General features: G+C 70.5%; 25 protein-coding genes. 14 read left to right on the top strand and 11 right to left on the bottom strand.

The genetic code is table 11. The features are described from left to right. Positions 1-280: 280 nt before the first annotated feature. Positions 281-1,438, bottom strand: a complete 1,158-nt coding sequence (gene mycP / locus BJ992_RS22270; RefSeq protein ID WP_184984060.1) for a type VII secretion-associated serine protease mycosin — start codon at positions 1,436-1,438, stop codon at positions 281-283. Positions 1,439-1,719: 281 nt separating this feature from the next. Between mycP and BJ992_RS22265 the strand changes: the two genes are divergently transcribed. The 3 genes from BJ992_RS22265 (at position 1,720) to era (ending at position 3,698) form a co-directional block, all read left to right on the top strand. Further along, positions 1,720-2,367 carry a hypothetical protein gene (locus BJ992_RS22265; protein ID WP_184984058.1) on the top strand — a complete coding sequence of 216 codons (648 nt, stop codon included), beginning with the start codon at positions 1,720-1,722 and terminating at the stop codon, positions 2,365-2,367. 62 nt (positions 2,368-2,429) lie between these two features. Further along, on the top strand, positions 2,430-2,768 hold the full coding sequence (locus BJ992_RS22260; protein ID WP_184984056.1) for a cytidine/deoxycytidylate deaminase family protein: 339 nt from the start codon (positions 2,430-2,432) through the stop codon (positions 2,766-2,768). Between the two features lie 9 nt (positions 2,769-2,777). After that, positions 2,778-3,698 (top strand): GTPase Era, encoded by a 921-nt coding sequence (era, locus tag BJ992_RS22255; protein ID WP_184984054.1) that lies wholly within the window; start codon positions 2,778-2,780, stop codon positions 3,696-3,698. A gap of 66 nt (positions 3,699-3,764) precedes the next feature. Here the strand turns inward: era and BJ992_RS22250 are convergent, their stop codons facing one another. Genes BJ992_RS22250 through BJ992_RS22225 form a run of 6 tightly spaced genes read right to left on the bottom strand, consistent with a single transcriptional unit; the run spans position 3,765 to position 8,330 of the window. Next, positions 3,765-4,541, bottom strand: a complete 777-nt coding sequence (locus tag BJ992_RS22250; protein ID WP_184984052.1) for an urease accessory protein UreD — start codon at positions 4,539-4,541, stop codon at positions 3,765-3,767. 17 nt (positions 4,542-4,558) lie between these two features. Then, positions 4,559-5,263, bottom strand: a complete 705-nt coding sequence (gene ureG, locus BJ992_RS22245) for an urease accessory protein UreG (RefSeq protein ID WP_184984050.1) — start codon at positions 5,261-5,263, stop codon at positions 4,559-4,561. Beyond that, positions 5,253-5,951, bottom strand: a complete 699-nt coding sequence (locus BJ992_RS22240) for an urease accessory protein UreF (protein WP_184984048.1) — start codon at positions 5,949-5,951, stop codon at positions 5,253-5,255. Before BJ992_RS22240 ends, ureG begins: the two co-directional genes overlap by 11 nt. A 2-nt stretch (positions 5,952-5,953) precedes the next feature. Continuing rightward, entirely contained in the window at positions 5,954-7,678 is a 1,725-nt protein-coding gene (locus BJ992_RS22235) for an urease subunit alpha (RefSeq protein WP_184984046.1), read from the bottom strand. Continuing rightward, positions 7,675-8,031, bottom strand: a complete 357-nt coding sequence (locus BJ992_RS22230; protein WP_184984044.1) for an urease subunit beta — start codon at positions 8,029-8,031, stop codon at positions 7,675-7,677. The genes BJ992_RS22235 and BJ992_RS22230 overlap by 4 nt, the downstream gene beginning before the upstream one ends. Then, positions 8,028-8,330, bottom strand: coding sequence for an urease subunit gamma (locus BJ992_RS22225; protein WP_184984037.1), 303 nt, complete (start codon positions 8,328-8,330; stop codon positions 8,028-8,030). The genes BJ992_RS22230 and BJ992_RS22225 overlap by 4 nt, the downstream gene beginning before the upstream one ends. Before the next feature lie 324 nt (positions 8,331-8,654). Between BJ992_RS22225 and urtA the strand changes: the two genes are divergently transcribed. From urtA to urtE, 5 genes are all read left to right on the top strand, one after another. Continuing rightward, positions 8,655-9,884 carry an urea ABC transporter substrate-binding protein gene (gene urtA, locus BJ992_RS22220; RefSeq protein ID WP_184984035.1) on the top strand — a complete coding sequence of 410 codons (1,230 nt, stop codon included), beginning with the start codon at positions 8,655-8,657 and terminating at the stop codon, positions 9,882-9,884. 271 nt (positions 9,885-10,155) lie between these two features. Next, complete coding sequence (gene urtB, locus BJ992_RS22215; protein ID WP_184984033.1) at positions 10,156-11,022, top strand: urea ABC transporter permease subunit UrtB; 867 nt, start codon at positions 10,156-10,158, stop codon at positions 11,020-11,022. Beyond that, on the top strand, positions 11,019-12,122 hold the full coding sequence (gene urtC / locus BJ992_RS22210) for an urea ABC transporter permease subunit UrtC (protein ID WP_184984031.1): 1,104 nt from the start codon (positions 11,019-11,021) through the stop codon (positions 12,120-12,122). The genes urtB and urtC overlap by 4 nt, the downstream gene beginning before the upstream one ends. Further along, positions 12,119-12,925 carry an urea ABC transporter ATP-binding protein UrtD gene (urtD, locus tag BJ992_RS22205; protein ID WP_184984029.1) on the top strand — a complete coding sequence of 269 codons (807 nt, stop codon included), beginning with the start codon at positions 12,119-12,121 and terminating at the stop codon, positions 12,923-12,925. Before urtC ends, urtD begins: the two co-directional genes overlap by 4 nt. Beyond that, positions 12,925-13,617 carry an urea ABC transporter ATP-binding subunit UrtE gene (urtE, locus tag BJ992_RS22200; protein WP_184988702.1) on the top strand — a complete coding sequence of 231 codons (693 nt, stop codon included), beginning with the start codon at positions 12,925-12,927 and terminating at the stop codon, positions 13,615-13,617. Before urtD ends, urtE begins: the two co-directional genes overlap by 1 nt. Positions 13,618-13,623: 6 nt before the next feature. On the opposite strand, the gene ctaD is transcribed toward urtE, so the two are convergent. The 3 genes from ctaD to BJ992_RS22185 form a co-directional block, all read right to left on the bottom strand. After that, the gene (gene ctaD / locus BJ992_RS22195) at positions 13,624-15,222 is read right to left on the bottom strand and encodes an aa3-type cytochrome oxidase subunit I (RefSeq protein ID WP_246497467.1); all 1,599 of its coding nucleotides are present in this window, start codon (positions 15,220-15,222) and stop codon (positions 13,624-13,626) included. 157 nt (positions 15,223-15,379) lie between these two features. Beyond that, a complete protein-coding gene (locus BJ992_RS22190; protein ID WP_184984025.1) occupies positions 15,380-16,579 on the bottom strand; it encodes an SGNH/GDSL hydrolase family protein in 1,200 nt (399 codons plus the stop codon). 40 nt (positions 16,580-16,619) lie between these two features. Then, on the bottom strand, positions 16,620-16,865 hold the full coding sequence (locus BJ992_RS22185) for a DUF2630 family protein (RefSeq protein ID WP_184984023.1): 246 nt from the start codon (positions 16,863-16,865) through the stop codon (positions 16,620-16,622). A 361-nt stretch (positions 16,866-17,226) separates the two neighbouring features. Between BJ992_RS22185 and leuA the strand changes: the two genes are divergently transcribed. Beyond that, positions 17,227-18,942 (top strand): 2-isopropylmalate synthase, encoded by a 1,716-nt coding sequence (leuA, locus tag BJ992_RS22180; protein ID WP_184984021.1) that lies wholly within the window; start codon positions 17,227-17,229, stop codon positions 18,940-18,942. Between the two features lie 652 nt (positions 18,943-19,594). On the opposite strand, the gene BJ992_RS22175 is transcribed toward leuA, so the two are convergent. After that, entirely contained in the window at positions 19,595-19,756 is a 162-nt protein-coding gene (locus BJ992_RS22175; RefSeq protein ID WP_184984020.1) for a hypothetical protein, read from the bottom strand. 47 nt (positions 19,757-19,803) lie between these two features. Here BJ992_RS22175 and BJ992_RS22170 point away from each other — a divergent pair, with 47 nt between their 5' ends. From BJ992_RS22170 to BJ992_RS32265, 5 genes are all read left to right on the top strand, one after another. After that, positions 19,804-20,163: a peptidase inhibitor family I36 protein gene (locus tag BJ992_RS22170; protein ID WP_184984018.1), complete on the top strand. Its 360-nt coding sequence runs from the start codon at positions 19,804-19,806 to the stop codon at positions 20,161-20,163. Positions 20,164-20,265: 102 nt separating this feature from the next. Further along, a complete protein-coding gene (locus tag BJ992_RS22165; protein WP_184984016.1) occupies positions 20,266-21,159 on the top strand; it encodes an ATP-binding cassette domain-containing protein in 894 nt (297 codons plus the stop codon). Next, the gene (locus BJ992_RS22160; protein ID WP_184984014.1) at positions 21,156-21,974 is read left to right on the top strand and encodes an ABC transporter permease; all 819 of its coding nucleotides are present in this window, start codon (positions 21,156-21,158) and stop codon (positions 21,972-21,974) included. The genes BJ992_RS22165 and BJ992_RS22160 overlap by 4 nt, the downstream gene beginning before the upstream one ends. A gap of 48 nt (positions 21,975-22,022) precedes the next feature. Further along, positions 22,023-22,724: a response regulator transcription factor gene (locus BJ992_RS22155; RefSeq protein WP_281390442.1), complete on the top strand. Its 702-nt coding sequence runs from the start codon at positions 22,023-22,025 to the stop codon at positions 22,722-22,724. Then, complete coding sequence (locus BJ992_RS32265) at positions 22,721-24,385, top strand: sensor histidine kinase (protein WP_221474931.1); 1,665 nt, start codon at positions 22,721-22,723, stop codon at positions 24,383-24,385. Before BJ992_RS22155 ends, BJ992_RS32265 begins: the two co-directional genes overlap by 4 nt. Positions 24,386-24,431 lie beyond the last annotated feature (46 nt).

Raw genomic sequence — 24,431 nt, 5'->3', positions numbered from 1 at the left:
CCAGAGGCCGACCGCAAAACCCGATGAGGGCTCATGACAAGCCCTCCGAAATACGGCGTGAGTGGCACGTTCCACGTGGCCACGAGGCCATCGAACCGTGGACGGCCGTGCTTCAGGCGCACCGGTCCCAGACCGCGTAGACTCGGTGTACTCCGCGCAGACCACGTTCAGTGGGACGAGACGCGCCAGTCCGAGACCGCCGCGGACTTGGCGCGCTGTTCGCTTGAACGTCGTCGGCGAGAAAGGCGCACCCGGTCCCGGGCCATGGCGCAGGAGCGGCTCAGTCTCCGGGGACGGCTGTGCGGCCCGGTCGCCAGCCGCGTCTGCGGCCCGCAGGGAGTACCAGGCGGAGGCAGGTCACCAGGGCCGCCGCGCCGAGTGCGGCGAGGGTGACGGTGACCGATGTGGCGACGGCCTCGTGGTCGCGTGGCTCTGGCGGGCTGATCGCGCCGGGAGGCAGCGGCGGGGGTGGCGGCGGTGCGATGGCCACCGACTCCGACGGGATGATCTCGGTGACGGCGAGCAGCGGGTTCACCATGCCGGCCCCGGTGCCGGCCCCGGACGCGCCGTCGGCGGTGATCTCGATGCGCCTGCGGACCCGGACGTTGTCCAGGCCGGGGTGCCGGGCCCGTACCAGCGCCGCCACACCGGCGACGAACGGCGCGGCGTAGCTGGTGCCTTCCAGGTCCTCGCGGTACGACCCGCCGGGCCACGTGCTGGTGAGGTCGGTGCCTGGCGCGAGCACCGAGACGGGGGTCGCGGCGTTGGAGAAGTCGGTGCGCCGGCCGTCCGGCCCGGCGGAGCCGACCGACAGCACCCCGGGGTAGGCGGCCGGGTAGGCGGGGGCCGGTGTGCCGTCCCCCTTGTTCACATTGCCGGCCGCGGCGACGATCACGACGTCCCTGGCGAGCGCGTAGTCCACGGCGGCCTTCAGGTCCGGCTGGTCGTGCGTCTGGATGGACACGTTGACGACCTTGGCGCCGAGCTCGGCGGCCCGCACGAGCCCCCGCGCCAGCAGCGCGATGTCCCCGGTCTCGTCGTTGGTCTGCTTGATCGAGATGAGCCGCGCCTCCGGCGCCACTCCGGCGAACGGGATCTCCGGCATGTCACGTCCCGCGATGATCCCCGCCACCGCCGTGCCGTGGCCGAGGCAGTCCCTGGCCCCCGTCCCGGTGAGGTCCACCGACTTCGCCACCCGCACCTGCGGATGCCGCGCGTCCACCCCGCTGTCGATCAGCGCGACCGTGACCCCCGCGCCTTTGGTGAGCGGCCACACCCCGGTGAACGCGAGCCGCCGCTGTCCCCACGACTCCCCGACCCGCACCCCGCCGCGCTGCGGCGCGCACCGCACCGGCGCGTCCGCGATCGCCGGCACCGCGCCGGGCCCCACGGCGAACACCAGCGCCACCCCGGCGGCGAGCACCCCGCGACCGGCCACCCCGAGCCACCTCCCAGCCATAAGGATCCGCCGCAGCAGCGTAGTGCGGCGGCTGTCCGCACGGGGAGAGAGCCGATCAACGGGTGGTGGCGGCGCACACGCGCGCTCGGCGGGTGAAGGGGTGGTCCGCACGCGAGCGCGGCGGATGGACGGCTGGTGCGCCATCGGCGGGCCAACAGGCGGTAAGCGTTGACGATCATGAGGTTGCGCCGGGAACGGCCGGGAAGGATCACTGCGGCGGGAGCCGGGGAGTCCCGCGTGCGGGATCTCGGGGGAGCGCGATGCGCGTCACTGGTGTGTTCCTGGCCTGCGCCCTGTTCGCCTGGGCCACGGCGGCCTGTGGCCCAGGCGACGGCGCGGCGGGACCCGAGGAACTGCGGCGGGCCCGTGCCGCGCTGACGGGGCTCGTCGACCCGGCGGTGGACTTCGCGCACCGCTCACCCGCCTGGCACTCACCGTTCCGGCCCGCCGAGGAGGACTGCGCGCACCTGTTCCGGCTGGCCGAGGGACGGATCGGCGACGACGAGGAGCCGGCGATCACCGAGTCCGCGACGTTCGAGGGGGACCACCTCGGGGAGAGCGCCGGGGTGGTGCTCTTCGCGTATCCGGACGGGGACGCGGATGCCGAGCTGCGGCACATCGGACGGCTCATGCGTTCCTGTCCGTCCGCCACCGTGGACAGCGCGGGTCGCGGCGACCGCCTCGTCGCCTCCGAGCTCGCTGTGCGTCCGCTCGGCGACGGCTCGCAGGCCCGCCGCTACCGGGGGAGGGTCGGCGGCTACCCGTACGAGATGCACATCGTCGTGGTCCGCAGCGGAGACCTGCTCGTCTCGCTGGTGCACACCGGCGTGGCCCGTCTCGACCCCGAGCAGACCGGCCGCCTCGCCGAGTCCGTCGTCTCGGCCGTCCACGAGCCGTCCGGGGACTGATCGGCGGCACCTGGTCCCGGTACGGCAGGCGCGGACCGCGGGGACGCCAGTAACCTTGGCGCGTGAGCGAGACGAGCCTCGGCCCCGAGGACAGCAAGATCATCACTCTGGCCCGGGCGGCGCGAGCACGCAACGGCACCGCGGAAGGCGCGGCGGTGCGCGACGAGACCGGCCGCACCTACACCGCGACCGACATCGACCTGCCGTCGCTGAAGCTGACCGCCGTGCAGGTGGCGGTGGCGATGGCGGTGTCCAGCGGCGCCGTCTCGCTGGAGGCCGCGGCCCTGGTCACCGAAGGTGACGAGCCCGGTGGCGACGACCTCGCGGTGATCGAGGACCTCGGCCGCGCGGTGTTGTTCCTGGCCGCTCCGGACGGCACCGTGAAGGGCCGCTACATCTGATCCGGGACAATGGGGGACGTGAGTTCTCCAGCCACTGAGTTCCGAGCCGGTTTCGCCTGTTTCGTCGGCAGGCCCAACGTGGGTAAGTCGACGCTGATGAACGCGCTGGTCGGCGCGAAGGTGGCCATCACCTCCTCCAAGCCGCAGACGACCCGCCGCGCCATCCGCGGCGTCGTCCACCGGCCAGGCGCGCAGCTCGTCGTCGTCGACACCCCCGGCCTGCACCGGCCCCGCACGCTCCTCGGCGAGCGGCTGGACAGCCTCGTGCTGTCCACCCTGACCGAGGTCGACGTCATCGGCTTCTGCGTCCCCGCGGACGAGGCGATCGGCCGCGGCGACCGGTTCATCGCCGACAAGCTCGCCGCCGTCAAGAAGACCCCGGTCGTCGCCGTGGTCACCAAGTGCGACCTCGCCGACCGTGAGGCGGTGGCCCGGCAGTTGCTCGCGGTGTCGGAGCTCGCCGACTTCGCCGAGATCATCCCGGTGTCCGCCGAGACGGGGGAGCGGCTCGACGTGCTCGCCGACCAGCTCGTCGCACGCCTCCCGCTGTCCCCGCCGCTGTACCCCGACGGCGAGCTGACCGACGAGCCCGAGCAGCTGCTGGTCGCCGAGCTGATCAGGGAGGCCGCGCTCGAAGGGGTGCGCGACGAGCTGCCGCACTCCATCGCGGTCGTCGTCGAGGAAATGGGTCCCCGGCCGGGCCGCGAGGACCTGCTCGACGTCTACGCGCACATGTTCGTGGAGCGGCCCTCGCAGAAGGCCATCGTGATCGGCCCCAAAGGCGCGCGGCTCAAGGACGTCGGCACCCGGGCCCGTCAGCAGATCGAGGCCCTGCTCGGCACCCGCGTCTACCTGGACCTGCGCATCAAGGTCGCCAAGGACTGGCAGCGCGACCCCAAGCAACTGCGCCGCCTCGGTTTCTACGACTGACCGGCCCCGGCCTCACCCGGGCCGTGTTCCGCCACCGACCGGCCTCTGTCTCCCCCAGGTCGAGTTCTACGCCTGACCGGCCTCCGTCTCCCCCCACGTCAGCCGGGCCCGCAGGGCCGGCGCGTCGAGGGCCAGCGCGGAGACCAGCGTGCCGGGTCCGGCGAGCGGCAGCACGGCGCAGCCGTCGGACAGCAGGGGTGCGGCGGGCCGCACCCCGGTGAGCAGCACGCTGCCGACGCAGCGCGCGTCGCCGTACACCGCCGGGCTGCCGTCCACGGCGGGGTCGCCGACGGTCAGCTCCTGGCGCAGCAGCGGCACACCGTCCACGGTGGCGTCGAACCGGGAACGGCACACGCCGGGACGTTCGCCGTGCCGGCCGAACACGATCTCCTCACGCCACGACACCCGTGCGTCCGTGGCCAGGTCCAGCCGCACGTCCATGCGGTGGTCACACCCGGCGGCCAGCACGGTGGGCTCGGGAGCGTAACGCAGCACGGCCCCCGCGCCGACCCGTGCGCGCACCACCACATGGGACACGCCGGTGCCGGGCAGCACGAGCGTGCTCGCCACCGACGCGATCTCCAAGGTGGTGCCGGCCGCCACGTCGATGTCGAGCTCCAGCAGGTCGCCGCCGAGCGGTCCGGCGGCCGTGGACACCAGGTGGACCCGCCGCGGCCCGGTCTGCCGCAACGTCAGCGGTGGGTCCGACCGCAGCGTGCGCAGCACGGTGCGCTCGCCGGCCCGCTCGGTCCCCACCGCGGCACGGGCCCGCAGCGACCGCCGTCCGCCGTCACGCGCGGCGAGCCGGTACGGCCCTGGTCCGGTCTCCACGGTTGTGCTCATCGGCCCGCCGCACGTCCTCAGGAGCCGGACGGCACGGCGTGACCGTGCTCACCGTGGTCGTGTGCCTGCGCGTGGGCCCATGCCTGCGTGATCCCGTGGACCCACTCGGCCACGGCGTACACCTGCGGCACCTCACGGATCGAGGTGAACAGCACCGGCCGGCCCTCGCGGACGGCCGCCGCGTCCCTGGACATGACGGTCAGATCGGCCCCGACGTGCTTGGCGAGGTCGGTCTTGTTGATGACGAGCAGGTCGGCGCTGGTGACGCCGGGCCCTCCCTTGCGTGGCACCTTGTCGCCGCCGGAGACGTCCAGCACGAAGATCTGCTGGTCGGCCAGGCCTCTGCTGAACGTCGCGGTGAGGTTGTCGCCGCCGCTCTCCACGATGACGAGGTCGAGCGGCCCGAAGCGTTCCTCCAGGGTCTCGACGGCGTCGAGGTTGGCCGCGATGTCGTCGCGGATCGCGGTGTGCGGACAGCAGCCGGTCTGCACGGCGATGACCCGCTCGGGGTCGATCACCCCCGCGCGGCGCAGGAAGTCGGCGTCCTCGGTGGTGTAGATGTCGTTGGTGACCACGCCGAGGCGCAGTACGGGCCCGAGTGTGCGGCACAGCGCCGCGACCAGTGCGGTCTTGCCGCTGCCGACCGGTCCGCCGACGCCGAGGCGAAGAGCCCTGCCGTGCGGGTCGGGACGGTCGTGGCGGTCGTCGTGGTTAGCTGACAAAGAGCCGTACCTCCGTGCGTAGGTGCTGTTCGGCCAGCAGATCGAGTGCGGGTGCGGCGTGCGCGGGAAGGTCCTCCCACGCGGCGGTGGCGCCGGCCGCGCGGGCCACGCCGTCGAGCTCCGGCCCGAGGCCGGCGAGCACCCGGTGCACGACGACGGGGTCGAGACCGAGCAACCGGACCGCCGCGGTGGCGGGCCCGGTGACCGTGGTGTACGCGGCGGCGAGCGCCGCGTCGTGGGGGTCGCAGCCCGCGGCCGCCGCGACGGCGCCGAGCGCGACCGGGTGATGCGTCCCCTGCGGCGCGGCCGCCGCGAGCGCGTCGAGCGCCGCCGACGGCCAGATGCGCCGCGCGCTGCGCACCAGCAGCCGTCCCTGGGTGCGGCTCGCGTCCCGCTGCGCCGGTGAGGCCGTCCGCGCGTCCGCCTCACCGTCCAGCACACGCCACGCGCCTTCGGAGGCGGTGGACGTCTCCGATGCCTCGGCCGCCTCCCTCGCCAGCGCGCACGCCGCCGCGGCGAGGGACGCCGCGACGAGGCCGGTGGTGGCGAGGCGTCCCCGCAGGTAGCGCGTGAGGTCGCCGGGGCCGGTGACGTCGCCGGTCCGCACGGCCTGTTCGGCGCCGCCGGAGTGCGCGTGGCCGCCGGCCGGCAGGCGGGAGTCGGCGAGGAGCAGCAGGGCCGCCGACATGGTCAGAACAGGAAGTAGCGCTGGGCCATGGGGAGCTCCACGGCCGGGGCGGGTTCGATGAGTTCCCCGTCGATCCGCACCGCGAAGGTGTCGGGGTCGACGTCGATGGCCGGTAGCGCGGCGTTGTTCGGCATGGTGTCCTTGCCGCGCCGCCGCACGTCGGCGACCGGCACGATCCGCCGGTCGGCCCTGAGCCGGTCGGCCAGGCCGTACTCCAGCGCGAGCGGCGCGACGAAGTGCAGCGACGTGGCCGCCGCGGTCTTCGGCGTGGCGCCGAACATGGGCCGCGGCATCACCGGCTGCGGTGTCGGGATGGACGCGTTGGCGTCACCCATCTGCGCGTACGCGATCACACCGCCTTTGAGCACGACGTCCGGCTTGACCCCGAAGAACGCCGGGTCCCACAGCACGAGGTCGGCCAGCTTGCCGGTCTCGACCGAGCCGACGTGCTCGTCCAGGCCGTGCGCCACGGCGGGACAGATGGTGTACTTGGCGACGTACCGCTGTGCGCGCAGGTTGTCGGCCGCGCCGTCACCCGGCAGCGCGCCGCGCCGTTTCTTCATCACGTGCGCGGTCTGCCACGTGCGGATCACCGTCTCGCCGACCCGGCCCATGGCCTGCGAGTCCGACCCGATCATCGAGATGGCCCCGAGGTCGTGCAGCACGTCCTCGGCGGCCATGGTGGACGGCCGGATGCGCGACTCGGCGAACGCGAGGTCCTCAGGCACCGCCGGGTTGAGGTGGTGGCACACCATCAGCATGTCGAGGTGCTCGTCCAGGGTGTTCACGGTGTGCGGCCTGGTCGGGTTGGTCGAGGACGGCAGCACGTTGCGGTACGACGCGACGCGGATGATGTCGGGTGCGTGGCCGCCTCCCGCGCCTTCGGTGTGGTAGGCGTGGATCATGCGGTCGCCGATGGCGGCCAGCGTCGACTCGACGAACCCCGCCTCGTTCAGGGTGTCGGTGTGGATGGCGACCTGCACACCGGTCGCGTCGGCCACCCGCAGGCACGCGTCGATGGCGGACGGCGTGGTCCCCCAGTCCTCGTGCAGCTTGAACCCCGAGGCCCCGGCGCGCAGCTGCTCAAGCAGCCCTTCCTCGTTCACCGTGTTGCCCTTGCCGAGCAGCGCGACGTTGACCGGCATGCCGTCCATCGCCTCGAGCATGCGCGCGAGGTACCAGGTGCCGGTCACGGTGGTGGCCTTGGTGCCTTCGGCCGGGCCGGTGCCGCCGCCGATGACCGTGGTCACCCCTGCGGCGAGGGCCTCGTCGACGATCTGGGGGCAGATGAGGTGGACGTGCGAGTCGATGGCCCCCGCCGTGACGATCTTGCCGTTGCCGGAAAGGATCTCGGTGGACGGCCCGATCACCAGATCGGGGTGCACGCCGTCCATGGTGTCGGGGTTGCCGGCCTTGCCGATGGCGACGACGCGGCCGTCGCGCACGCCGATGTCGGCCTTCACCACACCCCAGTGGTCGAGGATCACCGCGCCGGTGATCACCAGGTCGGGTGCGCCTTCGGCACGGGTGGTGCGGGCCTGGCCCATGGACTCGCGGATGACCTTGCCGCCGCCGAAGACGACCTCGTCGCCGGCGCCGTGCGGGCCTCTGCTGAGGTCCTCCGACACCTCGACGAACAGGTCGGTGTCGGCGAGGCGGATCCGGTCGCCGGTCGTCGGGCCGTACAGGACGGCGTATCTCGATCGTTCGATCGCCGGCTCGGTCATGCCGTGTCCCCGTCCGCGCTGGTGTCCGATGCTTCCGCGGCCTTCTCGTCCAGCGGCCCGGCCCATTCGGGACGAAGGCCGGGGACGACACGCAGTCCGGCGATGGCGACGAGGGTGACGTCCCGCTCGACGCCGGGTTCGAACCGGACGGCGGTGCCGGCGGGGACGTCCAGCCGCAGGCCCCACGCGGCGGTCCGGTCGAACTCCAGGCCGGGGTTGGCGGCGGCGAAATGGTAGTGCGAGCCGACCTGGATGGGCCGGTCGGCGGTGTTGACGACGCGCAGGGTGACCCGCTCGCGTCCCGGGTTGAGCGGGACCGGCTCGCCGGTGTGCACGATCTCGCCGGGGATCATGCGATCGGCCGGTGGACGGTGACGAGCTTGGTGCCGTCGGGGAAGGTCGCCTCGATCTGCACCGATTCCAGCATCTCGGGGATTCCTTCCATGACGTCCTCACGGCGCAGGACCTTGCGGCCCGCCTCCATGAGGTCGGCCACGCTCTGACCGTCTCTGGCGCCTTCCAGGAGGAAGGAGGCGATGATCGCGGTGGCCTCCGGGTGGTTCAGCCGCAGCCCACGGGCTTGCCGGTCACGGGCGACACCCGCCGCTACGTGGATGAGCAGGCGTTCCTGTTCGTGTGGGGTGAGCCGCATGGCCGGACCCTAGGCAACAACCGTTTCGTAGGCGTGACGTGCGGATTTCCGATTCGTGTCGGCGCTGACCGGGGCCGTTGCCACCTTACTCCGATGTCCGGCACACCTGTTCAACCAGAAACTTTCGTTATGAGTGAGATTTGCCGGTTCGATTCGGCCGGCGCCTAAACCCGTATGGCGCACGGGCTTTGCGGCGCGTTCATGTTGATGCGGTGAAGAGCCGGTAAACGGCAATTAACAATCGCGACGTTGTCGCGAAACGTCGTTCGCGGACCTTTGCGGCAGACGGGTCGGTGCGGGGGCCGTATCGGCAAGGAGGAGTAATTGCGGAATTCAGCTTGGCGCATCGGGGCCGCGGTCGCGCTGCTCGCGACGGGTCTCACCGCCTGTGGCGGTGAGCCGACGACGGCTTCGGGCGGTGCCTCCGCAGGGGCTGGAAGCGACACCATCAAGGTCGGCATCCTGCACTCGCTGAGCGGCACGATGGCGATCAGCGAGGTCACGGTACGGGACGCGGAACTGCTCGCCATCGAGGAGATCAACGCCGCCGGCGGCGTGCTCGGCAAGAAGATCGAGCCCGTCGTCGAGGACGGCGCGTCCGACTGGCCGACCTTCGCGGAGAAGGCCACGAAGCTCATCGCTCAGGACAAGGTGGCGACGGTCTTCGGCGGCTGGACGTCCGCCAGCCGCAAGGCCATGCTTCCGGTGTTCGAGAAGCGCAAGGGCCTGCTGTGGTACCCGGTGCAGTACGAGGGGCTGGAGAGCTCCCCGAACATCTTCTACACCGGTGCCACCACCAACCAGCAGATCGTTCCTGGTCTGGACTACCTGAAGGAAAAGGGCAAGAAGAAGATCTTCCTGGTCGGCAGCGACTACGTCTTCCCGCGCACCGCCAACAAGATCATCAAGGCGTACGCGGCGGCGAACGGCATGGAGGTCCTCGGCGAGGAGTACACCCCCCTCGGCCACACCGAGTACAGCACCTTGGTCAACAAGGTCGTGCAGGCCAAGCCGGACGCGGTCTTCAACACGCTGAACGGCGACAGCAACGTCGCCTTCTTCAAGCAGCTGAAGAGCGCCGGGGTCACCGCCGACAAGATGCCGGTCATGTCGGTCAGCGTCGCCGAGGAAGAGGTCAAGGGCATCGGCGTCGACAACATCGCCGGTCACCTGGTGGCGTGGAACTACTACCAGACCACCGACAACCCGGCCAACAAGAAGTTCGTCGACGCCTTCAAGGCCAAGTACGGCGCCGACCGTCCGACGTCCGACCCGATGGAGGCCGGCTACAACGCCGTCTACCTGTGGGCCGAGGCGGTGAAGAAGGCGGGAAGCACCGACATCGAGGCAGTGAAGAAGGCGGCAGGCGGCATCGCGCTGGAACTCCCCGAGGGTCTGGTCACCATCGACGGCGAGAACCAGCACATGTACAAGACCGCGCGGATCGGCGTGATCGAGCCGGACGGCCTCATCAAGGAGGTCTGGAACTCCGGCAAGCCCATCAAGCCCGACCCCTACCTGAAGACCTACTCCTGGGCCGGCGGCCTCGCCTGACGAGGCGCGCCGGACGAGATGAGCGTGGCCGGGGGAGGGGGTCTCACCCGGCCACACCGCAAACGGGTTCCGGGACGTGGAGGCGACCCGACCGCGGACATGACCGCGGCGCGGCGACGCGGCGCCTTCCGCGTCCCGGAACCGGCAGGGCCGTCCCCGCCCCGCCGAAAAGAAGGGATCTTCGGCTTATGCACAACGTGACTGACATGGACGGCGCGTCCCACGGCGCCGTGCATGCGGTCGGCCGGCGCGCGAGGGAGGTGAGGGCCGCATGGAGGCGGTAGTCAACCAGCTCCCCATCGGGCTGTCGATCGGGGCCGTACTGCTGCTCATCGCGCTCGGCCTGACGTTCACGTTCGGCCAGATGGGTGTGATCAACATGGCGCACGGCGAGTTCATCATGGCCGGCGCCTACACCGCCTACCTGCTGCAGGGCTGGGCCGGCCGCCAGGCCGTGCTCGTCGCGCTCCCCGTCGCGTTCCTCGTGGCCGGGATCATGGGCTGGATCCTGGAACGCACGGCCATCCGCCACTTCTACGGCCGGCCACTCGACACGCTGCTGCTGACCTGGGGCGTCAGCCTGGTGCTCCAGCAGCTGGCGCGTGACCTGTTCGGCGCACCGAACGTGCAGGTGACGGCCCCCACGTGGCTGCAAGGCGGCATCGGCATCCTGCCGTACAACCGCATGTTCATCACGGCGCTCGCCATCGGCAGCGTCGTCGCCATCTGGGCCTACATGACGCGCAGCTCGCAGGGCCGCCGCATGCAGGCCGTCATGCAGAACCGCCAGCTCGCCGCGGTCAGCGGCATCAACACCGGCCGGGTGGACCAGCGCACGTTCTTCATCGGCTCCGGCCTCGCCGGCATCGCCGGTGTCGCGCTCACCCTCATCGGCCCGGTGGGACCCGCGCTCGGCACCTACTACATCGTGGACGCGTTCCTCGTGGTGGTGGCCGGCGGCCTCGGGCAGCTGCGCGGCGCGGTGATCGCCGCCGTCGCGCTCGGCCTGCTCAACTCCTACGCCGAGTTCTGGACCAACGCCAGCCTGGCCAAGGTGATCGTGTTCGTGGCCATCATCGCGTTCCTCCAGATCCGGCCGCAGGGCCTGTTCGTGCTCCGATCGAGGGCGCTCACATGACGACGACCGTGCGCGACGACGTGACCGTCGCGGCCCCGCCACCGGGGCCGTCCCTCACCAGCCGGCTGCGCGGCCCCGCCGTGTTCGCCACCATCGCGGTCATCGCGCTGGTGGTGGCCCCGCTGCTTCTCGAACCGTTCCGCCTCGGGCTGCTCGCCAAGTACCTGTGCTACGCCATCGTGGCCCTCGGCATCGGCCTGGCGTGGGGTCAGGGTGGCATGCTGACCCTCGGCCAGGGGGTGTTCTTCGGGCTCGGCGGCTACGCCATGGGGATGTACCTCAAGCTGCACGACGCCGGGGGAGACCTGCCGGACTTCATGGTGTGGAGCGGCGTCGAGCGGCTGCCGTCGCTGTGGGTGCCGTTCGAGAACCCCGTGTTCGCGATCTTCTTCGCGGTGGCGGGTCCCGTGCTGCTCGCGGTGCTGCTCGGCGCGCTGGTGTTCCGGCAGCGGGTGCGCGGCGCGTACTTCGCCATCCTCACCCAGGCGCTCGCCGCGGCCCTGGTGATCCTGCTCGTCGGCCAGCAGGGGCTCACCGGCGGCACCAACGGCCTCACCAACTTCTTCGAGCTGTTCGGCCAGGACCTCGCCGCCGACGGCACGCAGCGCGGGCTGTACATCGTGGTCGCGGCCGTGCTGCTGGTGCTGTACGTGCTGGCCTGGCAGATGGTGCGCAGCAGGTTCGGCCGGCTGCTCATCGCGGTGCGCGACGGCGAGGACCGCGTGCGGTTCCTCGGCTACAACCCCGCGACCGTCAAGACCCTCACGTTCGCGGTGTCCGCCGGCATGGCGGGCCTGGCCGGCGCGCTGTTCGTGCCGGTCGTCGGCATCATCTCGCCGGCGCTGCTCGGCGTGGTGCCGTCACTGGAGCTGGTCGTCGCGGTCGCGGTCGGCGGCCGGTTCGCGCTCGCCGGGGCCATCCTCGGCGCGGTGGTCATGGGGTACGCCAAGACGTCGTTCAGCGAGCAGTTCGCCGACGGCTGGCTGTACCTGCAGGGGGCCCTGTTCATCCTGGTCATGACGCTCGCCCCCAAGGGCATCTTCGGGGTCGCCGCCGCGGCGCGCGACCTCGTCACGTCGCGGAGGAGGCGGCCCGCATGAGCGACGGCGCGTTGCTGGAGGTACGTGACCTTTCGGTGGTTTTCGACGGCTTCCGCGCCATCGACGGCATCGACCTCACCGTCCAGCACGGGGAGCTACGGTTCCTCATCGGCCCGAACGGCGCCGGCAAGACCACGCTGGTGGACGTCATCACCGGCCTGACCAAGCCGGCGACCGGCACCGTGCGGTTCGAAGGCGCCGACCTGGTGGGCCGCAAGGAACACGAGATCGTCCGCATGGGTGTGGGCCGCACGTTCCAGACGTCGGTGGTGTTCGAGAAGCTCACGGTCGTGGAGAACCTCGACCTCGCCGCGTCGTTCCGCAGGCCGCTGTGGTCGCTCATCAGACGGCGGCGCGGGGTGTCCGACGCCGTCGCTGCCGCCATGGAGATCACCGGCCTCGACGTGCTGGCCGAACGGCCCGCCGGGGTGCTGTCGCACGGCCAGCGGCAGTGGCTGGAGATCGGCATGCTCATCGCGCAGGGGCCCCGGCTGCTGCTGCTCGACGAGCCGGTGGCCGGCATGTCGGCCGACGAGCGGTCCCGCACCGGCCAGTTGCTCACCGAGATCGCCAAGGACCACACGGTCATCGTGATCGAGCACGACATGGAGTTCCTGCGGCGCTACGCCTCGCAGGTCACCGTCCTGCACGAAGGCAAGGTGCTCACCGAGGGCTCGGTGGACGAGGTGCGCGCCGACCCGCTGGTGCAGGAGGTCTACCTCGGCAGGGCCAGGGAGGACGCCGCCGTGGTACCCGAGGAACACGCGGCGGCGGTCGCCACGACCGCCGGGGAGGTGACGTGATGTTGTCGGTCCGCGACCTCGAAGCGGGGTACGGCAGAGCGCGCGTGCTGTTCGGCGTGTCGTTCGACGTGGCCCCCGGCAGCCTGGTGTGCGTCATGGGCCGCAACGGCGTCGGCAAGACCACGCTGCTCAACACCGTGATGGGGGTGCTGCCGGCCACCGCGGGCACCGTCACGTTCGAGGGCACCGACGTGACCCGCATGCCGCCGCACGAGCGGGTGCGCCTCGGCCTCGGGTACGTCCCGCAGGGTCACGAGACGTTCCCGCAGCTCAGCGTGATGGGGAACCTGCTGGTCACGCTGGAGGCGTCACCGCACAGGGACGCCTCGGCCATCGACGAGGCCCTTGAGGTGTTCCCCCGGCTGAAGCCGCTGCTGAAACGGCGGGCCGGTTTCCTGTCCGGCGGCCAGCAGCAGCAGCTCGCCATGGCGCGTGCGCTGGTCACCCGGCCCAAGCTGCTCATCCTCGACGAACCCACCGAAGGCATCCAGCCGTCCATCATCCTGGAGATCGAGGAGGCCATCGAACGGCTGCACGCCTCGGGGCTCGCGGTGCTGCTCGTGGAGCAGTACCTCGACCTGGCGCTGCGGCTCGCCGACCGGTTCCTCATCCTGGACGCCGGTCACGTCGTGCGGGACGGCACCGCCGACGACCTGCACGACGAGGAGGTGCACCGGCTGCTCGCGGTGTGACGTGCCCTACTCCTCGTGTTCCATCCGCACCGGGATCGGACGCAAGGAGTAGTGCAGGTCGAACGCCGGACGCTCGGAGCGGATCGGCGGGATCCTGACGAAGTTGTGCCGCGGCGGCGGACAGGACGTGGCCCACTCCAGCGAGTTGCCGTGACCCCACGGGTCGTCCACGGTCACCTTCTCGCCACGCCGCCACGTCTTCACGACGTTCCAGATGAACGGCAGGGTGGACGCGCCGAGCAGGAACGCGCCGGCGGTCGAGATCTCGTTCAGCAGCACGAGGTTCCCCTCGGCCGGATAGTCGGCGTAGCGGCGCGGCATGCCTTCCGCGCCGAGCAGGTGCTGCACGAAGAACGTGACGTGGAAACCGACGAACAGCGTCCAGAAGTGCCACTTGCCGAGCCGGTCGTCCAGCATCCGTCCCGTCAGCTTCGGCCACCAGAAGTAGAAGCCGGAGAACATGGCGAACACCACCGTGCCGAACAGCACGTAGTGGAAGTGCGCCACCACGAAATAGCTGTCGCTCACGTGGAAGTCCAGCGGCGGCGACGCCAGGATCACCCCGGTCAGGCCGCCGAACAGGAACGTCACGAGGAACCCCACCGCGAACAGCATCGGCGTCGGGAACACGAGCTGTCCCCGCCACATCGTGCCGACCCAGTTGAAGAACTTCACCCCCGTCGGCACGGCGATGAGGAACGACATGAACGAGAAGAACGGCAGCAGCACGTGGCCCGTGACGAACATGTGGTGGGCCCACACCACCGCCGACAGGCCGCTGATCGCCATGGTCGCGCCGACCAGGCCGATGTAGCCGAACACCGGTTTGCGGCTGAACACCGGCAGCACCTCGGTGATGATGCCGAAGAACGGCAACGCCACGATGTACACCTCGGGATGGCCGAAGAACCAGAACAGGTGCTGCCACAGCAGCACACCGCCGGTCTCCGGGTCGTAGATGTGCGAGCCGAGCCTGCGGTCGATCTCCAGCGCCATCAGCGCCGCCGCGAGCACCGGGAACGCCAGCAGCACCAGCATGCTGGTGAGCAGCGTGTTCCACGTGAAGATCGGCATCCGGAACATCGTCAAGCCGGGTGCGCGCATCGTGATGATCGTGGTGATGAAGTTGACCGCGCCGAGGATGGTCCCGAGGCCCGACATGACCAGCCCCATGATCCAGAAGTCGCCTCCGTGGCCCTGGGAGTACTGCTGCCGCGACAGCGGCGTGTACGCCGTCCAGCCGAAGTCCGCGGCGCCGTTCGCCGTCACGAAACCCGCCACCACGATCAGGCCGCCGAACAGGAACAGCCAGTAGCTGAGCATGTTGAGCCGGGGGAACGCCACATCCGGCGCGCCGATCTGCAACGGCATGATGGCGTTGGCGAATCCCGCGAACAACGGGGTGGCGAAGAGCAGCAGCATCAATGTGCCGTGGATGGTGAAGTACTCGTTGTACTGCTTGGCGCCGGCCACCTGGAGGCCCGGTGCGAACAACTCCGCTCTGATCAGCATCGCGAGGAACCCCGCGATCAGGAAGAACACGAACGCCGTGACCAGATAAAGGTTCCCGATCACCTTGTGGTCGGTCGACGCGGCCCATTTCATCGCCGTGTAGGCGCGCTCGCGTCGTTTTTCCCGTCGTTCAAGCACGGTCTCTGAAACCATGCCCCACCCCCGTCCGCCTCCGGCGGGCACACCTCCTTTCGTTCCCCGTTCTCCGCACGCGGTTCACCAACAGATTTCCATGAAACGCCGCCGGGTCTCAGCGGAACAGCGCCGCGGGGACGGCGTCGGCGACCGCCTGATAACCGGCCGGGTTGAGGTGCAGGTGGTCACCGGTGTCGTACGCGGGCCGGATCCGGCGCGGGTCCGCGGGATCACCGATCACCCGGTCGAAGTCGACCACGGCGTCGAAGCCGCCGCCGGTGCGGATCCAGTGGTTGACGACCTGGCGCGTGTCCGCACGCAGCCCTCCGGGGTCGTCGTAACCGGGGTCGTTCCCGCCGAACGGTGTGATCGTGCCGCCGTACACCGGGATCCCGTGCGCGTGCGCGCGCGTGACGATCTGCTCGTAGGCCGCGATCAGGTCGGCCGCGACCCGCGCCTGCTCGCCGGGGGTCGCCGCCGCCGTCCCGATGTCGTTCACCCCTTCGAACAGCAGCAGCCACCGCACGCCGCTCAGCGCGAGCAGATCCCGGTCCAGCCGCGCCAGCACGCTCGGGCCGAGCCCGTCGTCCAGCACACGGTTGCCACCCGCCGCCTGGTTGAGCACGGCGACGTGGCGGGTGGACGGGCTCGCGTGCAGGCGGTCGGCGAGCCGGTCGGGCCAGCGGTCGTTGCCGTTGGTGGTGGAACCCCGGCCGTCGGTCAGCGAGTCGCCGATGACGACCAGGCCCGCCGTCCCCGCCGGGGCCAGCACCTCGACGCCGCTGAGGAAGTACCAGTGATCGGTGCTCGTCGCGCCGGTCAGGTCCACGCGGGAGACATGGTCACCGCCGACGATGTGCGAGGTGGTGCGCGAACCGGGATGCGAGGTGATGGCGGTCGACGCCTGGCCCTCGGCCAGGTGGATCGTCACGGTCAGGTTCGACCGCGGGGCCGGCGCGAGGTCCAGCGGATCGGACACCGCCTGCGCACCCACCGGGATCGTGACCGACGGCCGGCCGCCGAAGGTCACCGGACGCGACGTCCCCGGCTCGACGGCCGCCACACCGGCCCGGCCGCCTGCGGGGAGCGCCACGGCGGCCTTGGTGAGGGGCAGCGCGGCGCCGCCGAAGGCGTTGGAGAACCGCAGCCGCGTCCGCGTGCCGCCGGCCGACACGCGTACCGTCTGGCGCAGCGTGGCGCCGGCGAGCACCAGACCGTCCCGGGTGAACGGCGGGGGAGGCATGTTGTCCGGCTCGGTGAGCTGCGGCGCCGCCACCCAGGTGTGCACCCAGCGCGCGCCTGCCGGGTCGGTCATCTCGTGCGGCCCGGTCGCCGGGGGACCCCGCCGCCTGCGGTCACTGCTGGTAGTTCTCGACCTCGCTGACCGGCCGTGCCGCCGCCTGCTCGGGGTCCTCGCCGAACTCGCGGCGGGCCTTGCGCTGGCGCAGCAGGTCCCAGCACTGGTCCAGGGACTCCTCCAGGTGCCGCATCCGGCTCCGCTCGTCCTCCGACGACACCTCGCCGGCCGACACCCGCTCCCGCAGCGTGTGCTCCTCCGCGACCAGGTCCTTGATCTTCGAGAAGATCTCCCCGTCCTGCATGCGCGCCTCCCTTTCCGTTTAGGGGGAGCTTACGGGTAGCGCATCCCATAGGCTGACAAAGGCCACTCATCACGCGCTGACCAGGTGTGACGCGCCTCGGCCGGCCCGGTCATGCGCCGAGGAGGGCCACCTGGTGAGACGGCGTCTCATCGACCCCGGTCCATCTGCTACCGTCGGACGTATGCTGCGCGGGCTGCTTCTTAGCCGCCGCGGCGAGGGCCTGTAAGAGGCCGGCTCCCTCGCCGCGGAGCGATGTGCTGCGCGTCGGCCGCCTGTGGATCTCCCGGTGGCGGCAACTCTTCTACGCATCAGGTCACACCTGTGCCGCCCCGGTTTACTGACAAAACCGACGAGGAGCACGATGTTTCCGGAGCAGCAGCCCAGCCAGATGCCGTACCAGCGCTACGAGTCGTACGCACCGGTACGCCTGAAAGACCGCACCTGGCCTGATCGTGTGATCGACCGGGCACCCCGCTGGTGCGCGGTCGATCTGCGCGACGGCAACCAGGCCCTGATCGATCCCATGGACTCCCACCGCAAGCTGCAGATGTTCGAGCTGCTGGTGCGCATGGGCTACAAGGAGATCGAGGTCGGCTTCCCCGCCGCCTCACAGACCGACTTCGACTTCATCCGCCGCATCATCGAAGAGGACCGCGTCCCCGGCGACGTGGTGATCCAGGTCCTCACGCAGGCGCGGGCCGAACTGATCGAGCGGACCTTCGAGTCGCTGCGCGGCGCCAAGCAGGCCATCGTCCACCTGTACAACTCGACCTCCACGCTGCAGCGCCGCGTCGTGTTCGGACAGGACAAGGACGGCATCACGGCCATCGCCGTCGAAGGCGCCAAACTGTGCAAGAAGCTCGCCGGCCAGATGACCGACACCACGATCTTCTTCCAGTACTCACCCGAGTCCTTCACCGGCACCGAGCTGGAGTACGCCGTCGAGGTCTGCGACGCCGTCAACGACGTGTGGCAGCCCACCCCCGACCACAAGACCGTCATCAACCTGCCGGCGACCGTCGAGATGGCCACCCCGAACGTCTACGCCGACCAGATCGAATGGATGCACCGCAACCTGCGGTACCGCGACTCCATCGTGCTGTCGCTGCACCCCCACAACGACCGCGGCACCGCCGTCGCCGCCGCCGAGCTCGGCTACCAGGCCGGCGCCGACCGCATCGAAGGCTGCCTGTTCGGCAACGGCGAGCGCACCGGCAACGTCTGCCTGGTCACCCTCGGCATGAACCTGTTCTCCCAAGGCATCGACCCGCAGATCGGCTTCGGCGACATCGACGAGATCCGCCGCGTCGTCGAATACTGCAACCAGCTCCCCGTCCACCCGCGCCACCCCTACGGCGGCGAACTGGTGTACACCGCCTTCTCCGGCTCCCACCAGGACGCCATCAAGAAGGGCCTGGAACACCTGGAGCGCGACGCCGCCACCGCCGGCGTCCCCGTCGACGACTTCGCCTGGGCCGTGCCGTACCTGCCGATCGACCCCAAGGACGTCGGCCGCACCTACGAAGCCGTCATCCGCGTCAACAGCCAGTCCGGCAAGGGTGGCGTCGCGTACATCATGAAGGCCGAACACGGCTTCGACCTGCCTCGCCGCCTGCAGATCGAGTTCTCCGGCGTCATCCAGTCCCGCACCGACACCCAGGGTGGCGAGGTCACCGCCGCCGAGATGTGGACCATCTTCCGCGACGAGTTCCTCCCCGACCCCACCCGTCCCTGGGGCCGCTTCGCACTCCTGGCCCACCGCAACGTCTCCAAGGTCGACGAGAAGGACATGATCAGCGTCGACATCCGCATGGACGGCGAGATCCGCGAACTCGAAGGCGTAGGCAACGGCCCCATCTCCGCCTTCGTGGACGCGCTGAGCCGCGTAGGCGTCGACATCCGCGTCCTCGACTACAGCGAACACGCCATGAGCTCCGGCTCCGACGCCAGAGCCGCCGCCTACGTCGAATGCCAGGTAGCCGACCAAACCCTCTGGGGCATCGGCGTAGACGCCAACACCGTAACCGCCTCCCTCAAAGCCATCCTCTCCGCCGTGAACCGAGCCCACCGCACCTGACCACTCCAGCCCCGGACCTCCTGACCGTCCCCGGGCTGACCTGTCGCCTGTACCGGGTTTCGGTTGGCCGGTTGTTCCCAAGGTCGGCCTGGCGCCTGTGCCGGTTTTCGATCGGTCGGTTGTTCCCAGGGTCGGCCTGTCGCCTGTGTCGGGTTTCGGGTGGTCGGTTGTTCCCAGGGTCGGCCTGTCGCCTGTATCAGGGTTCGGTATGTCGGCTGGGATCGAGGGTTGCGGCCACCACATCGGCCGGTCTGCCTACTGCTCCGCGCATCGGCGGACCGGCCTCCCACCTCCGCCTCGCTTGCCTCTTTCTCGGCGCCGATACGGCGGGACGCGGGACGGCGAATCCGGCGCCTCTGTACGGCGCCTGAGATGGTTGTGCCGAGGTCACGCACCATGCTGATCAGTAGGTCGCGTCGGCTGATCTGGATCCTTGAAACCCCTACCTCGCTCGCTGTGGTCTTTGCCCACCCATCCGAGTCGACTCACGCCAACATGGCGGCCCGCCTACCCCCCGGGCTCTCCCGGCAGTAAAACTCCGTCATGGCCGGCCTTCCTCCGGCCGGTTCTGCCACAGCCGGTTTCCAGCGCGGCCAGCCTTCACCACCAGACCCGGCACGACCCGGCCTCCCCACAGCAGGCCCCGAAACATTCACAGCGTGACCGGCGTGCCATCCCCGTACGCACTACCGATGCGTAGATGCTGTGAGAAGAGCTTGACCACCACCAGCGCGAATGCGTTGATGCGCTGGACGAATCCACCACCGCGGACGACGGCGGGTTTCGTACTGGGGATCAGCAAAAAGTCCGACATTCTCCCTCCCCGCCTCACCCACGGCGACCTAAGGCAAAGGAGTCCGAATGTCCGCACGCAGGCTCACCCAGGCCCTCACCGCAGCCCTGATCACGGGAGCCGCCGTCCTCACCGTGACCCCGGCGAACGCCATGGCCCCCGACGACTGCGCACCCGGCAAGATCTGCGCCTGGAGCGAGATGTTCTACCGAGGCAAGATGGCCGTACTCCCCGCAGGCGCCGGCTGCGTGAACACCGAGTTCCCCGTGTACTCCATGTACAACACCTACGGCACCCCCGGCATCCCGGCAGTAGCCCTGATGTACACCGGCCGCAACTGCACAGGCACCCTGCTGTTCAACGTAGGCCCCAAGGAGCGCTACCCGGCGTTCCCGGCCCCCGCGCTCAGCGCCATGCTCGCCTGGTAACAACCTCACAGAGATCTCACAGAAGCTCTCCGGAGCCCTCCAGCACGACCTGCCAGCATCTCGCCGCATGAACACACGGCATCGGCACACGGAGGGACCCCGGTGATCGAGGTAAGGCAGATCAGCAAGCGGTACGGCGACGTCACGGCGGTGGACCGGCTCACGTTCGACGTACGGCCGGGGGTGGTCACCGGCTTCCTCGGGCCGAACGGCGCAGGCAAGACGACCACCATGCGAATGATCCTCGGGCTGGACGCACCCACCGCCGGTGACGCGCTCGTGCTCGGGGTCCGGTACGCGGACCTGCCGGCGCCGATGCGGGCCGTCGGCGCGCTGCTGGACGCCGGTGCGGCGCACCCCCGCCGTACCGCACGCGATCACCTGGTGTGCCTGGCCGACAGCAACGGCATCGGCCGCCGCCGGGTGGACGAAGTGCTGGGGCTCACCGGGTTGTCGGCGGTGGCGGGCCGCGGAGCGGGGACGTTCTCGCTCGGCATGCGGCAGCGGCTCGGCATCGCGGCGGCCCTGCTCGGGGACCCCGCGGTGCTCGTGCTCGACGAGCCGGTCAACGGCCTCGACCCTGAAGGAATCCTGTGGATCCGCACGTTGATGCGCGACCTCGCCGCCGAGGGCCGCACGGTGCTGGTGTCCAGTCACCTGATGAGCGAGATGGCGGTCACCGCCGACCACCTCGTCATGATCGGCCGCGGCCGGCTGATCGCGGACATCTCTGTCGAGGACGTCCTGCGGTCCCGCGAGGTCCTGGTCCGCACCCCCGAGGCCCGGCGGTTCGCCGGTGCGCTGACCGCCATGGGTGCGGCGGTGCGGCAGGACGGCGAGGAGCTGACCGTCGCGGGGGTGTCCGCCGAGGAGGTGGGACGGCTCGCCGCGGCGGAAGGCGTCGTCCTGCACGAGCTGACGCCGCGCCGCACGTCCCTGGAGGACGCCTTCATGGCCCTGACCCGCGACGGCGTCGAGTTCGGAGCGGCGCGATGACCGCCACGAGGAACGGGACCGGATGGGACCTCGCGTCCGTCACGGCGCGCGGCCGGGTCAGGCCGGTGGATGTCGTGCGCTCGGAGTGGTCCAAGGCACGCACGTTGCGGTCCACCTGGTACACGCTGCCGGGGCTCGTCATCGTGGGTGCGCTGCTCACCTTACTGTTCGCGAACGCCGCACGCCGGGGTCAGGCGGACCCCGAGGCGGACCCGTTCGAGTGGGTGTTCCGAGGGCTGCTCATCCTGCAGCTCATCGCCGGATACCTCGGTGCCAGAGCGGTCACCGTCGAGTACGCGACCGGCACCCTGGGGGGCTCCCTCACGGCGGTCCCACGCCGGGGACGGATCCTCGCGGCGAAGGCGGTGGTGTACGCGGCCATGGCGCTGGTCGCGGGCTGGGTCACCGCGGTGACCATGTTCCTCATCGGCCGCACCGTGCTCACCGCCAGGGGCCTGCCGTTCTACGCCGTCACCGACCCTGGGGTGGCGCGGGCCCTCGCCGGCGTCGGCCTGTACATGGCGGTGATGAGCCTGTTCGGTCTCGCGATCGGCGTCCTGGTCCGCACGACCGCCGGAGCCGTCACCGTCCTGTTCCTGGTGTCCCTGCTCATCCCGGTCCTGTCGCAGCTCTACCCGGCCTGGCTGGCGACGTTCGTGGTGAAGTACTTCCCGACGACGGCCGGCGTCCGGCTCCTCACCGTGAAGGACGACCCCGCGCTGCTCGCGCCATGGCCCGGTTTCGCGGTGTTCTGCGCGTACACCGTGGTGCTGCTGGCCGTCGCGTACGTGGTGTTCCGCCGCCGCGACGCGTGATGCGACGCTGAGGCGACGAGGATGGGACGGGACGACGGGGGTGAGGCCATGACGGACACCGGGAGTTCCGGCGAGGAACGGCTGCTGGTCGTGGACGACGAACCCACGGTGCGCGAACTGCTGGCCGCGACCCTGCGTTTCGCCGGTTTCACGGTGACGTCCGCCGCCACCGGCACCGAAGCCCTGGAGGCGGCACGCGCCGACCGTCCCGCGCTGGTGCTGCTCGACGTCATGCTGCCGGATCTCGACGGCTTCCAGGTCGTCCGCCGCATCCGCGACCTGGCCCGCCCCCCGATCCCCGTCCTGTTCCTCACCGCGCGCGACTCCCCGCAGGACAAGGTCACCGGCCTCACCCTCGGCGGCGACGACTACGTCACCAAGCCCTTCGACCTGGAGGAACTGATAGCCCGCATCCGCGCCATCCTCCGCCGCACCGGCACCCCCGAAGCCGCCACCCTGACCGTCGGCGACCTGGAACTCGACCCCGAGGCCCACCAGGTCCGCCGCGCCGGCACCCCCGTCCGCCTGTCACCCACCGAGTTCCGCCTCCTGCACCACCTCGTCCTCAACGCCGGCCGCGTCGTCTCCAAGGCACAGATCCTCGACAGCGTCTGGCAGTACGACTTCGCCGGCGACACCAGCATCGTCGACACCTACATCAGCTACCTCCGCCGCAAACTCGACCCCACCGGCCCCCGCCTCATCCACACCGTCCACGGCGTCGGCTACATCCTCCGCAAACCCCGATGACCCCATCACGTCCCCGGCGGCCTTGGCGCGTATCGCTGCGCGCTCGCCTGATCCTGATCACCAGTGCGCTCCTGGCCACCGGCCTCATCGTCAGCGGCTCCATCGTGATCGGCATGCTGCGCGCCAACCTGGTCGACCGCGTGGACAAGCAACTGCGCTCCCTCAGCGGCCTCGCCGCACTGCTCCCGCTCCTCCCGTCCGACATCCTCGGCAGGCAGAACCCGCAGGAGACACGCAATCGCGTAGCCAACCTCGACCTCGTCACCGACCTGTACGTAGCTGTCCTCACCCCGTCCGGCACCGTACAGCAGGAGGTCCGCCTCCCCGCACGCCACGACGAGACCGGCCCGTCCCTGCCGGCCCTCACCCCATCCGAGATCACCCGCCGAGCCCAGCACCCCTTCGACACCCCCGACCGCACCGGCCCCGGCACCTGGCGCGTCCTCGCCCTACCCCGTCCCGCCATCCCCGGCATCCCGACGGCGAGTCCAAGAACCCCCGCCGTCCCCGGCCTCCCGACCGGGAGTCCTAGAGCCCCTGCCATCCCCGGCACCCCGACCGGGAGTCCAAGAACCCCCACCACCCCCGGCACCCCATCCGCGACCCCGGACACCCCCACCACCATCCCCGGTCTGCCGAGCACCACAGGCGGTGTGGTCGTCGCCGTCTCCATGGACGGTGTGACCTCCACCGTGGCCCGCCTCCGCGCCGCCATCCTCGTCACCGGCGCCGCACTCCTCGCCGTCCTCACCCTGACCGGCCTGTTCGCCATCCGCGCCGGCCTGCGTCCCCTGCGCCGCATCGAGGAAACGGCAGCCGCCATCGCCGCAGGCGACCTCACCCGCCGCGTCCCCGAGGCAGGAAACACCGAGATCGGCCGCCTGTCCGCCTCACTCAACGGCATGCTCACCCAGATCGAACAGGCCTTCGCGGCCCGCGCCGACTCCGAGGCCCGCCTCCGCCGCTTCGTCGCCGACGTCAGCCACGAACTCCGCACCCCCCTGTCCGGCATCAAGGGTTTCACCGAACTCCACCGCCTAGGCGGCCTCACCGACGTCGACCAGGCCATGTCCAGAATGGAAACCGAAGCCACCCGCCTGTCCCGCCTGGTGGAAGACCTCCTCCTCCTGGCCCGTCTCGACGAAGGCGGCGACGCTCTCCCCCTGGACCTGGCCCCCATGGACCTGCGCACCCTGGCCGCCGACGCACGCCTCGACCTCAAAGCCCTGGCCCCCGACCGCGAAGTGACCTTGACCTCCCCAGCAGGCGGCCCCCCGGCCCCCGCTCTGGTTTTCGGAGACGAACGCCGCCTCCGCCAGGTCGTCACCAACCTGATCAGCAACGTGGTGACCCACACCCCACCCGGCACCCCCGTGAGAATCACCGTAGGCACAACCCCGGACACCACCCCACCCGAAGCGACCCTCGCCGTGACCGACCATGGCCCCGGCCTCACCCCGGCCGAAGCCCCCCACGTCTTCGACCGCTTCTACCGAACCGACCCCTCCCGCTCCCACCCCGACACCACCGGCACCGGCCTCGGCCTCTCCATAGCCCACTCCCTAACAAAAGCCCACAACGGCACCCTCACCCTCCGAACCACCCCAGGCGCCGGCGCCACCTTCACCCTGACCCTCCCGGCCATCACCCCACCACCGTAGCGACGTATCCACCAGTGACCCAGCGACCAGAACACCAAGAGCCGAG

This window comes from Sphaerisporangium rubeum (genome assembly GCF_014207705.1).
Lineage (GTDB): Bacteria > Actinomycetota > Actinomycetes > Streptosporangiales > Streptosporangiaceae > Sphaerisporangium > Sphaerisporangium rubeum.
Note: the sequence above shows the minus strand (reverse complement) of the source record. Positions and strands in the feature narration are given on the sequence as shown.